A 13,761-nucleotide genomic window follows, 5' to 3' on the forward strand; every position below is an offset into this window, starting at 1 on the left:
TGGTCGTGGGTAAGCCGAATCGCAAGCACCGGACGGCCAAGCAGCAGGCGCAGCAGGGTGGGTCCGACTTCTGGACGGCACACAACTCGGGGGAAGTCACCGCGGCCGCGATAGCCGACGCGATCATGACCATCGCCTTCGAGTCGGCTCAGAGTAGTGCGCGCAGCAAATCGCCGAAGGGCGATTCGGTGCTCGCCAAGCGCTTCGCCGTCCGGCTCGCGAGTAGCGATCTGCCGGTTCACGACGTGGAACTGGGCGCGCACCTGGCAGGTCAGCACATCATCACCAGGGCCTTCCAGCACGGCTGGCTGCCCGCCGATATCCACCAGGCCGCGCAACGCCGGGTCGACACCTTCGCGATCAGTTTCCTGATCGACGTGATGGCCGCCTATATTCGCCCCTTCGCGCCCGCCACCGTCGACGAGACCTGGCTCGACCAGCTCCGCGAACTCGCGGCGGACCGCTGGTGGTCGGATTCGACCTCGCATCTCGCCCAATGGGCGGCCAAGCACATGCTGACCGCCGCCGAGGCGCTCACCACCGTCGTCGAATCCCTCGCCCTGCTCATTCTGCTGCCGAAGCTGGAACTCATCCGGCAGTTGCCCGGCACCGCACGCCCGCACGCCGACCTGCCGCAGCACGTCGATGAGAAGGTGCTCGGCCGCGTCCGCGGGCTGCTCGCCAAGGCCGAATCGACCTCCTTTCCGGAAGAGGCCGAGGCACTTTCGGCCAAGGCGCAGGAGTTGATGACCAAGTACGCACTCGATCGAGTGCTGGTCGACGCCGACGCCTCCGCGCCCGATCTGCCTGGGGCGCGGCGCATTTGGCTCGAAACCCCCTACGTGGACGCGAAGGCGCTGCTGATCGATGTGGTCGCCAAGGCCAATCGCTGCCGCGCGATCTTCGCCTCGGAGTGGGGTTTCATGACCATCGTCGGCGACGACGGAGACCTGGACGCGGTCGAGCTGCTGTCCACCTCACTGCTGGTGCAGGCCACCAGGGCAATGATCGCCAGCGGCAACAAGCAGGCGCGCAGCGACGAAGCGCGCAGCCGCAGCTTCCGGAAATCGTTCCTGGTCGCCTACGCCAGCCGCATCGGCGAGCGATTGGAAGCGGCCACCGCGGCCACCATCGCGGAATCGGTTGAGCCGGAACGGCTGTTGCCGGTCCTGGCCTCGCATCAAATCGCGGTCGACGCCGCATTCGACACCCTGTTTCCGCAAGCCCGCAGCCGCGGCATCTCCATTCGCAGCGCCGAAGGCTGGGACGCCGGCCGAGCGGCCGCCGACCGCGCACGACTCGACGCCCGCCGATCGCTCGATCGGTAAGCGGTCTGCTGCTGCGGGTTCCGGTCCGGTGTGGTCCGAAATGTTGTCCGTTTCTTCCGGTCAGGAATTGACATATAGCGGGGATGAACTGCGCAAATCGGGACAAGTAGGTTTCATGCGGGTGTCGGCACCGGAAGGATGGGAGGTGTCTCCAAGTAGGCCCGAGGGAGTTGGGAGGACCTCGTGAGGAACACGATCTCGCGCGGCTCGATCGCCGCGTCCGAGGGGGAAGCTGTGCGCGCGGAGAACCGCCCGGGCTCGGTGCTGGCGGGACGATACCGACTGGTCGAACTTCTGGGGGTCGGCGGATTCGGCCGGGTATGGAAAGCGCGTGACGCTCTGCTGGGTGTGGACGTGGCCGTCAAAGAAGTCTGCCTGCCGCCGACGGCTTCGCATGCCGAAAGAGCCGAACGGCTGGCCCTGGCCGAGCGTGAGGCGCGCACCGCGGCCCGGTTGCGTGATCATCCGAATATCGTGACGGTCCACGATGTTGTGGTCGAGGATCACCTGCCGTGGATTGTGATGCGCCTGGTCCGCGGGCAGTCGCTGCAGCAGCGCATCGCGGAACAGGGCCGCCTCACCGTGGAGGAAACCGCCGCCGTCGCGATGGCCTTGCTGCACGCGCTCGGCGCCGCGCACGATGCGGGTGTGGTGCATCGAGACCTCAAGCCCGCCAATGTATTGCGCACCGAGACCGGTGAGGTGCTGCTCGCCGATTTCGGCACGGCGGCGCACCTGTCCGACGATACGTTCGCCGAGCGCGGCACCGTCACCGGGTCGATCGAGTACATGGCTCCCGAACGCATTCGCGGCGCGGCCTACGGTGGCGCCGGTGACCTGTTCTCCCTGGGGGTCACGCTCTATCACGCGGTCGAAGGCCGATCCCCTTTTCTCCGTTCGGCTTTGCCCGCGACATTGGCGGCAGTTGTGTTCGATTCCGCTCCGGAACCGAAGTATGCCGGGCGTATCGCCACCTTGATCACCAGGCTGCTGGACAAGGATCCCGCTGCGCGACCGAGCATTTCGCAAGCTTTGGCGATGCTTACCGCACCACCCGAGGAAGCGTCCACCGATGCGGCACCGGTCCCGGTCGCACAGGTCGCAGGAGGAACGGAAGCCGAGGGGTGCCACCGCAACGCGGCCACCCAGATGTTCCGGCGGTCACCCCTGGAATTCGAAGACGCCTGTGCACCTCTCCGTCCGCGGGTAATGCCTGGTCTATCGTCATGCGATGAGCGCACGGTTCGAGGAGTTGGGCTGGCGGCTGACGCCGATGGGCGAGATCAGTTTGCGGCGGCGGTTCGATCCGGGGGTGCGGGCGGATGTGTACGAGGTCAAGCTCGGGGACGAGTACCTCATGTCGAGCCTGTTCACCGTTGCCGAAGAGGAATTGGCGCGGCTCGGGCTGGCCCGGACGCCGGGCGAGAAGCTGGACGTGATTGTCGGGGGTCTCGGGCTGGGATATACCGCGCGAACAGCTTTGGCGGATCCCCGGGTTCGGACGCTGAGCGTTATCGAGTACTCGGACGCGGTCATCGATTGGCATGAACGGGATTTGCTGCCCGATACCGCCGGTCTGGCCGGTGATCAGCGGGTGGCGCTGGTGTGCGCGGACTTCTTCGCGGCGGCCGTGGGCGCGGTGGGGTTCGATCCGGCACTGCCCGGCCGGACCTACGACGCGGTGCTACTGGATATCGATCACTCGCCGCGGCACGTCCTGCATCAACCGCACGCCGCGTTCTACACCCGGGCGGGATTGCAGGCCCTGTCCGCGTATCTCGCCCCGGGTGGCACCTTCGCACTGTGGTCCGATGATCCGCCGGACGACGAGTTCTGCGCGATCCTCGACACCGTTTTCGCGGATATCGAGGCCCGGCAGGTGTTCTTCGACAACCCGCTGACCAGGGGTCGATCCTCGAACACGATCTATCTCGCGACCCGGAACTGAGGCAGCGGCCTCAGCGCCGGGCGCGAGCCAGATCCGTGAGCACGGCGATCATTCGGTCGATCTCGTCGCAGGTGTTGTAGAACGCGAAGGACGGTCGCACGGTCGCCTCGAGGCCGAGCCGGCGCAGGATCGGCTGGGCGCAGTGGTGGCCGGCGCGCACCGCGATTCCCTTCTCGTTCAAGGCCTTTCCGACCTCGGGCGGTTCGTAGCCGTCCATGACGAACGAGAGCACACTCGCTTTTTCGGCTGCGGTTCCCACCAGGCGGACTCCGGGGATCGCGGCCAGGCGGGGTGTGGCGTATTCCAGCAGCCCGTGTTCGTAGCGGGCGATATTGTCCATGCCGAGGCGTTCGACGTACTCGATCGCGCTGCTCAATCCGGCCGCATCGGCAATGTTGCCGGTACCCGCTTCGAAGCGTCCGGGCGGCGGCTGGAATATCGACCGTTCCAGCGTGACATCGGCGATCATATTGCCGCCGCCCTGCCACGGCGGCATATCGCGCAGCACCTCGGCCTTGCCGAAGACCGCACCGATTCCGGTGGGGCCGAACAGTTTATGGCCGGAGAAGACGAAGAATTCCGCGCCGATCGATTGGACGTCGATCTCGGTGTGCGGCACCGACTGTGCGCCGTCGATGAGCGCGACCGCGCCGGCGCGGTGCGCCTGGGCGACGATCTCGTGCACCGGCGTGATGGTGCCGAGCGCATTGGCGACATGGGTCACGGAGACGAGTTTCGTACGGTCCGAGAGCAATCGGGTGTACTCGTCCATCAGCAGCTGACCGCTGTCGTCGACCGGGATGACCTTCAGGTGTGCGCCCGTCTCGGCGGCGAGCAGCTGCCAGGGCACGATATTCGCATGGTGTTCGAGATGGGAGATGAGGATCTCGTCGCCCTCGCGAATGTTCTTGCGGCCCCAGGTTTGTGCGATCAGATTGATGCCCTCGGTGGCGCCGCGGACGAAGATGATCTCCTCCGCCGACGAGGCGCCGAGGAAGCGCGCCACCGTATCGCGGGCGCGTTCGTAGGCATCGGTCGAGCGCGCGGCCAATTCGTGTGCGGCCCGGTGGATATTGGAGTTCTCGTGCTCGTAGAAGTGCGTGATGCGGTCGATGACCGATCGCGGCTTCTGCGTCGTCGCGGCATTGTCGAACCACACCAGGGGGTGGCCGTTGACCCGCTCCCGCAGGATCGGGAAGTCATTGCGTACGGCGTACACGTCGAAGGGCGGATGCCGGTCGGGCTGGCGGTGATTCGCGGACTCCAGGAAATAGAACTGCGAATTCGACGGCGCGGCAGGAGCTTCCGGCCGTTCGAGGAAGTAGAAGCTCGGGGCTCCCGCGGCCGGCGCGGCCGCCGGAACGCGGGGCGGTGACAGCAGATCCTCCAACGACGGCACCGAGACCAGGAACGGGTCGCCGTGCACGTCGGCATTGCGCGCCGACGAGGTCGGCGGCGGACCGGCGGGGGTGGAGGTGGGCGCCTCCGATGCCCAGTTCGGAACGGAGACATCCGGCGTCGGTCCACCCGGCGGCACTGCGCCACTCGGCGGCGTTGCGCCGGCTTGTCGCGGCCCGCCGCCCTGTGGCGCGCGTGCTGGCGATGGCCCGGTCGCCGGTACTCCTAGCGCCGTGACCCCCAAAGATGCCGACGGCAGGGCCGAGAAGAACTCTCCGGCCAGCCGATTCAGCGTTGCCTCGTCGGGCAGCATCCAGTTCGAATCCGCCGAATGGTCGGACATCGGATCCGCCGGGTTCACGGGAGTCGCGACATCACTTTCGGTAGGTCGGTGCGTAGTCATGGAACTTGTCCACCTCGGCTCCCTCGAGCAGCGCCACCGCGTCATCGGTCAGAATCGCCAGCGAGCAGTACAGCGACACCAGATAGGAGGCGATCGCGCTGCGGTCGATACCCATGAACTTCACCGAAAGTCCCGGGCCCTGCTCACCGGCCAGGCCGGGTTGGTACAGCCCGACCACGCCCTGCCGGGATTCGCCGCTCCGGATGAGCAGGAACTTCGTCTTGCCCTTCTCCACCGGGACCTTGTCCGACGGGATGATCGGAATCCCGCGCCAGGTCAGGAATTGTGACCCGAAGAGGCTGACCGTCGGCGGCGGCACTCCGCGCCGGGTGCATTCCCGGCCGAATGCGGCGATGCCCTGCGGATGGGTAAGGAAGAAGCCCGGTTCTTTCCATGCGCGTGCCAGCAGATTGTCCAGATCGTCCGGTGTGGGCGGTCCTGCGATCGTCGAGATCGTCTGCTTCGCTGCGGTATTCGCGATCAGCCCGTAGTCGGGGCTGTTGATCAGCTCGCCCTCTTGGTGCTCTTTGATCGCTTCGATGGTAAGTCGCAACTGCTGGGCTATCTGGTCGTGTGGGCTCGAATACAGATCCGAGACCCGGGTGTGCACGTCGAGGATGGTGTGCACGGCCTTGAGCCGGTACTCCCGCGGCGACTTGTCGTAGTCTATAAAGGTCTCCGGCAGCGGCGACTCGTCATAGTTGTCGCACTGGATATCCACGGTGTTCTCGTGTGTCACCAGGTTGCGGCGGTAGATGCCCGCCTCGACCGGCACCCAATTGAGCAGGTGGACCAGCCACCGCGGGGTGATCGACTCCATCTGCGGGACGGTCTTGGTCGCATTCGCAAGGACCCGTGCGGCCTCGTCGCCCAATGCCACCGGTTGTGAAACAGCCTTGGTCATCGAAACCGCCTTAGTTTCAGCAAGTTCACCGCTACTGTGGCGCTCAGGCTAGCGTCCGCGACGCGACCTGTCTTGTTCTCCGCGCTCGCGCGCAGATCGTGTCGCGATGGGACATACAGACAGCCGGGCGGTTCGAGGTGAGTTGTCGACGGTCAGTTGGCGCGGTCGGCATACCCGAGTGGCAGTTTGCCGGGTGGGCGGTCGATGACGGTGTCGTCTTCCGAATCGCGGGTTTCCAGATAGGTGATGCGCCCGGCGGAGGAGACGAGGGTCAGCGGATAGGTCGGTCCGAGGTCGCGCGCGGCGATGATCTCGTCCAGATTGTCCTCGTAGCGGGTGAGGGTGATCTCGGGGTAGTCGAGCATCCACTGCGGGTAGGAGATGGTCGTATGCACTTGGCGGTCGGTCAGATACACGATGACAACCGTGGTCGTGCCCGTCGGCTCCACCCAGGCCAGTTTGTACAGGTCGCCGCTCAGTTGGATGATCTTCGCAGCCTGGTTCTTGGACCACCGGCCGAACATCGGGCCCATCAGGCACCGGGATTCGATCGTCTCCGCATTGCGCACGTAGAGCTCGTATTTCCAGCCGTTCTCATAAACGTAGATCACATGCTTGCCGATAATTCCGGTCAGATCACCGGTGAATGCGGAATTCGAAGTTGCGGGACCAGCGCTCATCGATAGATCCTCTCGGTCAACCTGCGCGATCGGGACCCTGGGCATTCATCAGCTTAATAACCCGCGACGGTATCCGCGGGGAGGTTCTCGCCATATTGAACCCAGATGGCAGGTAGTAGATCCGGCTATTGGACAGAGGGCGCCCTCGCTCGCAGAGTGGAGTTATGACGATCCCCGACGAAGTTTCTGCGCTTCTACGTGGCGTCCCCGAGATCGGAGCCTGCGAGCAGGCCTTTCCGTTTCTCTCGGTCGATGCGGACGGGTTCCCGCACAGTGCCTTGCTGTCGCGATCGGAACTCGAGCCCGCAGCCGGTGGCGATACGCTGCTGGCCGCGGTAGCGAGCAGCCGTACCCGGGCGAACCTGCTGCGCTCGGGTACCGCGGCGCTGCTTGCCGTGGACGGCACGGTGTGTCACCACATCAAGCTGAAACTGGTGACCTCGATCGTTGTCGACAATGTCCTCGGCTGCGAGTTCGCGCTTGCCGAGCACAAGCGCGACGACATCGGTATCACCATGCAGCCATTGACATTTCGAACCACAGCCGACCTTGTCGAGCAAGAGAACTGGGCACGCAGCGCCGCGATATTCGACCGGTTGGAAGCCGCCCGGGCCGTCCGGAAGGGAGAGTAGGCCCAGCGGTGGTACGGGCTGGATGCGGCCCGTCAGGAACGCGCGCCCGGTGGCTTCGATCCCGGCGTGGCGGTGTGCTCGATGAATGCCCGGGCGGCGGGTCTGGCCGCGACGGCCTCGAGCCAGATGATTCCGAGCCGCCCCGCCGGCAGGTCCGGGACGGGCACGCCCACCACCCGATCAGTGTGTGCGAGAGCCGATTCCGGGACCAGGGCCATTCCGAGACCCTTCTCCACCATCATGACGAGAATGTCGGGGTTGCCCGCCTCGAAGGCAATCCGCGCGCGAACACCGGCCTTGGTCAGCGCCCGATCCAGCTGCCAGCGCAGCCCCGAACCTTCGGGGAGGGCGATCAGTGGCCGCTCACTCAGCATGGTCAATGGCAGTGTCGCCTCGAGCGCGAGCGGATCGGTCGGGAGCAGGACCGCCACCACACGCTCCCGATGCAATTCCCGGGTGTGCATCCCCGTCACGGTCTCGTCGATGAGGCTGGTGAACGCGACGTCGAGGACGCCGTCGCGCAGACGTCGAACAAGTCCCGCCGCACTGTCTTCGATCAATGAGATGTCGACACCGGGATGCGCACGATGAAAGGAGGCGAGTATTTCGGGCAGATCGACGCTGCGTGGTGCGATCGAGCTGATGCTGCCGACGGCCACATGGCCGCGCAGCAGTCCGGTCAGCGCATCGATCGACGCCCGCCCCGCTTCGAGAGCCGCCAGCGCGGCGCGTGCGTGCGGCAGGAGCGCCTCGCCCGCGGCGGTGAGGATCACCGCTCGCGGACGACGTTCGAAAAGCTGTTGGCCCAGCTCATGTTCCAGGGCCTTGATCTGGGCGCTGACACCGGACTGGGCCACATGTACCCGCTGTGCGGCACTGGTGAAGGTGCCGGCCTCGACAACGGCGATGAAGTAGTGCAGCTGACGCAGGTCCATGGTCCATGTGTAGCGAAACGGTGGTAGGCGCATCCACCAGGGGTGTCCTGGTTCGGGGAATCTCAGGGTGTGCGTGGGACCTTTGGGCGATGTGCGGGCCGACTGCTCCGTGTCAGCCTGCTGGTATGACTTCGATGCGGAAGATGCGGCGGCTCGTGGTGGCCGGATTGGTGATGGCAGGTGCGCTGACCGCCTGCACCACCGGGGCGGATTCGGGTGCGCGGCAACCACTTTCCGATGCCGGACGAGCCGACCTGCAGCGAGCGCTCGATGCGGCGGTCGGGGCGGGCACGCCGGGGGTACAGGTGGTCGTCACCGAGCAGGGGAAGGAGTGGACCGCCACCTCGGGAGTGGGCGATATCGCGACCGGAGCGGGCTTTCCCGCCGCTGCCCGGATCCGGATCGGCAGCAATACCAAGGCTTTTGTCGCTACGGTGATGATGCAGTTGGTGGCCGCGGGCACCGTGGACCTGGATGCTCCGATCGAGCGATATCTCCCCGGCGTGGTGCAGGGCGACGGTATCGACGGCAACCGGATCACCGTGCGAAATCTCATGCAGCACACCAGCGGACTGCCCGAGTATCTGGAACTGCCGGAGCTGGACGGGGATTACGCGGCGATGCTGAAGCAGCACTTCGACTCCGCCGCGCTGGTGCGCAGTGCGCTGAGCACCATGCCCGCGCACTTCCCACCGGGGGAGAAGGCCGAGTACAGCAATACCAACTATCTGATCGTCGGCATGCTGGTCGAGCGGCTCACCGGCAAGCCCTTCGCGGAGGAGATCACCCACCGGATCATCGAACCGCTCGGGCTGAAAGCCACCTACATTCCCGCACCGGGTGAGATCGAGCTGCGCGATCCGCACCCGCTGGGATACGAGATCGTCGACGGTCAGCGCACCGACCTCACCCGATTGGAGACCTCCTGGGCGGGCTCGGCCGGAGCGATGGTCTCCACGGGCAGTGAGGTGAACCGCTTCTTCACCGCTCTCCTGACCGGAAAGCTGGTACAGCCAGCACAATTGGCGGAAATGCAGCGCGATCCCAAGCCGCTGACCAATCGCGAGGGCATCGACTACGGCCTCGGCCTGGCACGGCTATCGGTGCCGTGTGGCAAGCAGGTATGGGGTCACGGCGGTTCCATCCCCGGTTTCCGGACTTACGACGGGGTGACCGCGGACGGCCGTGCGGTGACCGTGCTGGCAAATCTGCGCGCTTCCGATGCGGCCACCGCGGCCGCGCAGCAGCACGTGTTCGATACCGCGATCTGCGCGGCTTGACGCACAGCCACTACGACCGCTAGGACGCGCCGCTACCGCTGGTAATCCCCTTGCAGGTCACGCTGGAGTTCCCGCTGAGGCTGACAGCGATGCCGCCCGCATCGCAGAAATGCTTCCCGCCCTCGGCGGACCCCGCCGCGAACCCGGTCGGTGACAGCGACGACCCGGCGTCGCTGGACACCAGCGTCACGGGCTCCGCTGCCGCGTCCCCGGCGGCGACTACAGCCCCGCCCGCGAAGCAAAGGCTCGCTACCGCGATGCCTTCGGCGAGCAATCTCCCGGTGCGGGACGCTGGCATAGTGCTTCTCCTCTTTGCGCGCGCCGACCGAGGGGTCGCCGTGCGCGTACTCTAACCGAGGCGAGCTCATTTCAGATCACGTCTGTAACTGTGAATTGCTTATGAGCCCAAACCGGTTCAGTCGGTTGTGCCGTGGACCCCGGGGAACTCCAGATTTGTCCAGCTCGCGGTGCGGGTGAATCCGAGTCGTTCGTACAGGGCCTGTGCCGGATTGGTAGCGGTCACCGACAGGCCCAGGGCCGTCAGCCCCGCCTCGCCCGCGCGGGCGATCACGTACCGCAGCAATAGTGCGCCCAGTCCGGCATAGCCGGGTGCGGGGTCCCGGAACGCCTCGGATATCCAGGGGCCTTCGAGTGGTGGCTCGCCCTCGGCGTCCTGAACCAGTACCGCGGCGACCGCCCGATGGCCGTCCCACGCGACGGTGCTGCACGGGTGCAGCGGACCTAGCATGGTGCCGGCGTAGAGCTGTGCGAGAGCTGCCGGCGAATCGTCGTCATGGTCCGGATGGCCCGGGGGATAGGCGGCCAGTATCGCCTTGTGCAAAGCGGTGGGCGGAACTTCGCTCGCCGGAAGGAGCTGAAGTCCGGGTGGCAGCTCCGGCTCGGGCTGTGGCGAAGGTAGCGCCAGCGTGTACGTGTGAAAGGTGCGAAGTCGCTGTGCGCCCGCGGCGACGAGAGCGGCCCCGAACGCGCCTTCTGCGGTAGCGCCCCAACCCGCGAGGGATCGGACGACGGCTGCGGCTGCCGTGTCGAGGACAATGCCTGTCGCACAAGACAGTTCGTCCGCCCACGGCTGCCCGTCGTGTTCGTCGCGGTCGAAGTACGCGAGCGGGGTTCCGTCGGGATCCAGTACCGCGTCGATCGACCTCTCCTCTGCTCGTGGTGTGCCGTTCGGTGGAGCGTAGCGTGGGGGTTTTCAGCCACCGATTTCACCCAATTAAAGGGATGATTCCTATGCTTCGTGGCGCGATCATGTGCAGTGCGGCGGTAGGTGTGCTCGCGGCGGCCGCCTGTTCGTCTTCTTCGACATCGTCTACCGCAACATCGACCAGCCCGCCGGTGACGTCCGCTTCGAATAGTTCTCCATCGGCCGTGCAGCTCGAAGGCACGCCCACCGGGACGGCGGTGTTGAGCTGGGATCCGACCACGACGCTTGTCACCGCGGCGATCGACATGCAGGGCTTCACCCCGAGCAGCAGCCATGCCATGCATATTCATCCGGGCAGTTGTGCCGATCAGACCCAGCCGCCGTCGGTGCCCTTCCCGGACATCACCGCCGATACCACCGGTGCGGTCCGGCAGAGCGTGGTCAGCGAGCCGGTGCCCGGCGGCATCCCCGGCGGGTCGTATCTGAACATTCACCTGGCGCCCAGCGCACAGCTCGGAGCATCCACCGATGTGAGCTTCACCCCGATCGGCTGCGCGGACATTCCCGCGGGTACCTCGGCGGCAGGGCCGGTGACGGTGAAAGTCGCTGCGCCACAGAAGAATGGTGCGGCACCCGCAGGCACGGTCAAGCTCGCCTATGACGGCGCTCAGCACAGTCTGCAGGTGGTCCTGAACGCCAGTGGGCTGCCCGCCGGCAGTGCCCATGCCGTCCATATCCACTCCGGAAGCTGCGCGGCCCAGGGCGCTGTCCTCTATCCACTCCCCGACCTGCAAGCGAACGATGCCGGCGACGCGTCGCTGACGGCAACTGTCGACAATGTCGCTACCGCACCTCCGGCAACCGGGTGGTACGTGAACGTGCACATGGGCGCGATGAGCCAGATCCTCGATGCCGCCGGTAACCCCACCCTGCTGTTCGCCCCGATTCTGTGCGCGGACGTCACTTCGTAATGCCGTGTGACGAACCTGTGCACCCGGCGTGAAAGTTCGGCTCTTCTATCCGTTGGCTCAGGTTCAGCTGGCAAGGTGGGTGCATGACGTCTGTAGTGATAGCCGGAGCCGGGCTTGCCGGTGTTGCGTGCGCCCATAAGCTGGCTTCGGCGGGCGTCGATGTCGTTTTGATCGACCGCAATGACTATCACCAGTTTCAGCCGCTGCTGTATCAGGTTGCGACATCACAGCTACCCGCAGAGGACGTCGCGCGGCCCTTGGCGGCGATCTTCGCCAAGCATCCGAACGTGCAGTTGATCCAGTCCGAGATCATGGATATCGATTTCCGCTCTCGGTCGTTGACGACCGGCGAGGGCGAGACTGTCACGGGCCACTATCTGGTGTTGGCCGCGGGCGCGTGCGCGAACTTCTTCGGAACGCCGGGCGCGGCGGAACATTCGTTCCCGCTGTACTCGATCGTCGATGCCGAGCGCCTGCGGCTGCATGTGCGGTCCATGCTCGAAACACGTTCGGGGCCGCTCGATGTGGTTGTTACCGGCGGCGGGCCGACCGGCGTCGAGACCGCCGGAGCCTTCGCCGAACTGTTCGCCGCGCTGCGGACGATGGAGCACGGGGCTGCCTCGGCTCAGGTCTACCTCGTCAACCATGGTGACGCGCTGCTGGCGCCGTTCAGCGAGCGGTCACACAAATACGCCTTCGACAAGCTCACCGAACACGGTGTGCGGGTGAAACTCGGTGTGGGCGTGAGCAAGATCGACGCCGCGAGCGTGCAACTCAGCGACGGGACGGTGCTGGCGACGCAGACCACGGTATGGGCCGGCGGGGAATCGGCCTCGCCGGTCGCGCACGAATGCGGTGTCGCGCCGGGACATGGCGGGCGCATCGATGTGACCGCAGATCTCACGGTTGACGGGTATTGGGGCGTCTACGCGATCGGAGACGTCGCGAATATTCGTGACGGAGAGGGCAAGACGCTTCCGCAACTCGGTTCGGTGGCGCAGCAGTCCGGGGTGTGGGCGGCCGAGAACATTATCCGGGAGATCACGGACAAGGATCGGAAGCCGTTCCACTACAAGGACAAAGGCATCATGGCCATGATCGGTCGCGGGGCCGCCATCGCCGAGGTCGGCGAGCATCGCCATCACATCCAGGGCCCGGTGGCGTGTGCCGCATGGCTGGGTGTGCATGCCGCATTGCTCAGCGGCGCGCACAGCAAGGTCGATGCATTCATGTCGTGGGCCTGGGATTACATGGATCGCGATCACGCCGCACTGGTCGAATGTCATGGTGATCCGAAACGCATTGCCTGGGAAGACGACAAGAAGCCCACCCTGACGACAGTCCGTCCGCCGCGCTGATCCTGGAACTCACACCTTGACGCCGAGCGCCCCCGCGACGGCGCGGGTGAGGTGATCGGTGATCTCGGCAGGCTGCCAGCGCCGGTGCTCCGCCAGGTCGTAGACGACGCGTTCGTCGAAGATCGTGATCCACAGCAGTACCGCGTAGGTGACATCGAATTCGGTCGTCTTCCCTTCGCGCGCTAGCGCTTTCAGCACATCGGCGAGTCTGTCGTGCATGGCGGTGATGGCCTCGTCACCGTCCGCGAGGCGTTCGATGAATCCACTGCTGCTGCGGATGTAGCGCACCGCCGGGCCCCACTGCATCGCCTGCTCGACCCAGGTGCGGCAGAAACGGTGGAAGCGCTCGACCGGGTCGAGATCCGCATCGGCGGCGGCATCGATCTCGGCGAAGGCTTCGAGGAGTTGTTCGATGGCGCGGCGATGGAAGGCCTGCATCGCGTCCTGCGGCGTGGGGAAGTGCCGGTATGCCGTGGCTACTCCGACGCCCGCCTCGGCGGCGAGTTCGGGGATCGAAAAGCCGACCCGACCGGCCTGCAGTAGGGCGCGGACCGCATCGACCAGCAGCACTCGGCTGCGCTGGGCATCGCTGCGGGTGTTCACGGGCACGCTTCCATCCTGCACAAACACGTGCGGCGCCGGGGCAAGTGGGTCGAAATCGGCGCAACGGGCGAGCCGCGCCGCTCGTTGTCGTAGACCATCATCCGACTTCGAGTAGAGAAGTTCTTCTCAATTGTCTATTCTCTAACCGAGAAGATC

At 65.7% G+C, this 13,761-nt stretch carries 14 protein-coding genes and 1 pseudogene; 7 read left to right on the forward strand and 8 right to left on the reverse strand.

Annotation, left to right across the window (positions count from 1 at the left end):
* Positions 1-5 precede the first annotated feature (5 nt).
* From JWN03_RS07880 to JWN03_RS07890, 3 genes and pseudogenes are all read left to right on the forward strand, one after another.
* Entirely contained in the window at positions 6-1,328 is a 1,323-nt protein-coding gene (locus JWN03_RS07880) for a DUF2786 domain-containing protein (protein ID WP_297611906.1), read from the forward strand.
* 261 nt (positions 1,329-1,589) lie between these two features.
* Positions 1,590-2,306 (forward strand): annotated as a pseudogene (locus tag JWN03_RS45440) (serine/threonine-protein kinase); the annotation flags it as partial.
* Positions 2,307-2,559: 253 nt separating this feature from the next.
* Entirely contained in the window at positions 2,560-3,276 is a 717-nt protein-coding gene (locus JWN03_RS07890; protein ID WP_297611912.1) for a spermidine synthase, read from the forward strand.
* A 10-nt stretch (positions 3,277-3,286) separates the two neighbouring features.
* On the opposite strand, the gene JWN03_RS07895 is transcribed toward JWN03_RS07890, so the two are convergent.
* The 3 genes from JWN03_RS07895 to JWN03_RS07905 all read right to left on the reverse strand — a co-directional run bounded on the left by JWN03_RS07895 (position 3,287) and on the right by JWN03_RS07905 (position 6,661).
* Positions 3,287-4,987 (reverse strand): family 2A encapsulin nanocompartment cargo protein cysteine desulfurase, encoded by a 1,701-nt coding sequence (locus JWN03_RS07895; protein ID WP_441342953.1) that lies wholly within the window; start codon positions 4,985-4,987, stop codon positions 3,287-3,289.
* A gap of 61 nt (positions 4,988-5,048) precedes the next feature.
* Positions 5,049-5,981, reverse strand: coding sequence for a family 2A encapsulin nanocompartment shell protein (locus tag JWN03_RS07900; RefSeq protein ID WP_297611918.1), 933 nt, complete (start codon positions 5,979-5,981; stop codon positions 5,049-5,051).
* Positions 5,982-6,133: 152 nt separating this feature from the next.
* Positions 6,134-6,661, reverse strand: a complete 528-nt coding sequence (locus tag JWN03_RS07905; RefSeq protein WP_297611921.1) for a phenolic acid decarboxylase — start codon at positions 6,659-6,661, stop codon at positions 6,134-6,136.
* Between the two features lie 164 nt (positions 6,662-6,825).
* Between JWN03_RS07905 and JWN03_RS07910 the strand changes: the two genes are divergently transcribed.
* Entirely contained in the window at positions 6,826-7,293 is a 468-nt protein-coding gene (locus JWN03_RS07910) for a hypothetical protein (RefSeq protein ID WP_297611924.1), read from the forward strand.
* A 32-nt stretch (positions 7,294-7,325) separates the two neighbouring features.
* On the opposite strand, the gene JWN03_RS07915 is transcribed toward JWN03_RS07910, so the two are convergent.
* Positions 7,326-8,228 (reverse strand): LysR family transcriptional regulator, encoded by a 903-nt coding sequence (locus JWN03_RS07915; RefSeq protein WP_297611927.1) that lies wholly within the window; start codon positions 8,226-8,228, stop codon positions 7,326-7,328.
* Between the two features lie 125 nt (positions 8,229-8,353).
* On the opposite strand from JWN03_RS07915, the gene JWN03_RS07920 reads away from it, so the two are divergent.
* A complete protein-coding gene (locus tag JWN03_RS07920) occupies positions 8,354-9,508 on the forward strand; it encodes a serine hydrolase domain-containing protein (protein ID WP_297611930.1) in 1,155 nt (384 codons plus the stop codon).
* Between the two features lie 19 nt (positions 9,509-9,527).
* Here the strand turns inward: JWN03_RS07920 and JWN03_RS07925 are convergent, their stop codons facing one another.
* From JWN03_RS07925 to JWN03_RS07935, 3 genes are all read right to left on the reverse strand, one after another.
* Complete coding sequence (locus JWN03_RS07925) at positions 9,528-9,806, reverse strand: hypothetical protein (protein WP_297611933.1); 279 nt, start codon at positions 9,804-9,806, stop codon at positions 9,528-9,530.
* Between the two features lie 117 nt (positions 9,807-9,923).
* Positions 9,924-10,349 carry a GNAT family N-acetyltransferase gene (locus tag JWN03_RS07930; RefSeq protein ID WP_297611936.1) on the reverse strand — a complete coding sequence of 142 codons (426 nt, stop codon included), beginning with the start codon at positions 10,347-10,349 and terminating at the stop codon, positions 9,924-9,926.
* A gap of 385 nt (positions 10,350-10,734) precedes the next feature.
* Complete coding sequence (locus JWN03_RS07935) at positions 10,735-11,013, reverse strand: hypothetical protein (protein WP_297611939.1); 279 nt, start codon at positions 11,011-11,013, stop codon at positions 10,735-10,737.
* On the opposite strand from JWN03_RS07935, the gene JWN03_RS07940 reads away from it, so the two are divergent.
* Both JWN03_RS07940 and JWN03_RS07945 read left to right on the forward strand, forming a co-directional pair.
* Positions 11,012-11,644 carry a CHRD domain-containing protein gene (locus tag JWN03_RS07940; RefSeq protein WP_297611942.1) on the forward strand — a complete coding sequence of 211 codons (633 nt, stop codon included), beginning with the start codon at positions 11,012-11,014 and terminating at the stop codon, positions 11,642-11,644. The two genes, JWN03_RS07935 and JWN03_RS07940, sit on opposite strands and share 2 nt — an antisense overlap.
* Before the next feature lie 83 nt (positions 11,645-11,727).
* Positions 11,728-13,002 carry an NAD(P)/FAD-dependent oxidoreductase gene (locus JWN03_RS07945; RefSeq protein ID WP_297611944.1) on the forward strand — a complete coding sequence of 425 codons (1,275 nt, stop codon included), beginning with the start codon at positions 11,728-11,730 and terminating at the stop codon, positions 13,000-13,002.
* Between the two features lie 9 nt (positions 13,003-13,011).
* On the opposite strand, the gene JWN03_RS07950 is transcribed toward JWN03_RS07945, so the two are convergent.
* The gene (locus JWN03_RS07950; protein ID WP_297611947.1) at positions 13,012-13,611 is read right to left on the reverse strand and encodes a TetR/AcrR family transcriptional regulator; all 600 of its coding nucleotides are present in this window, start codon (positions 13,609-13,611) and stop codon (positions 13,012-13,014) included.
* Positions 13,612-13,761 lie beyond the last annotated feature (150 nt).

Origin of the sequence: Nocardia sp., assembly GCF_025465275.1 — a bacterium.
Taxonomy (GTDB): Bacteria; Actinomycetota; Actinomycetes; order Mycobacteriales; family Mycobacteriaceae; genus Nocardia.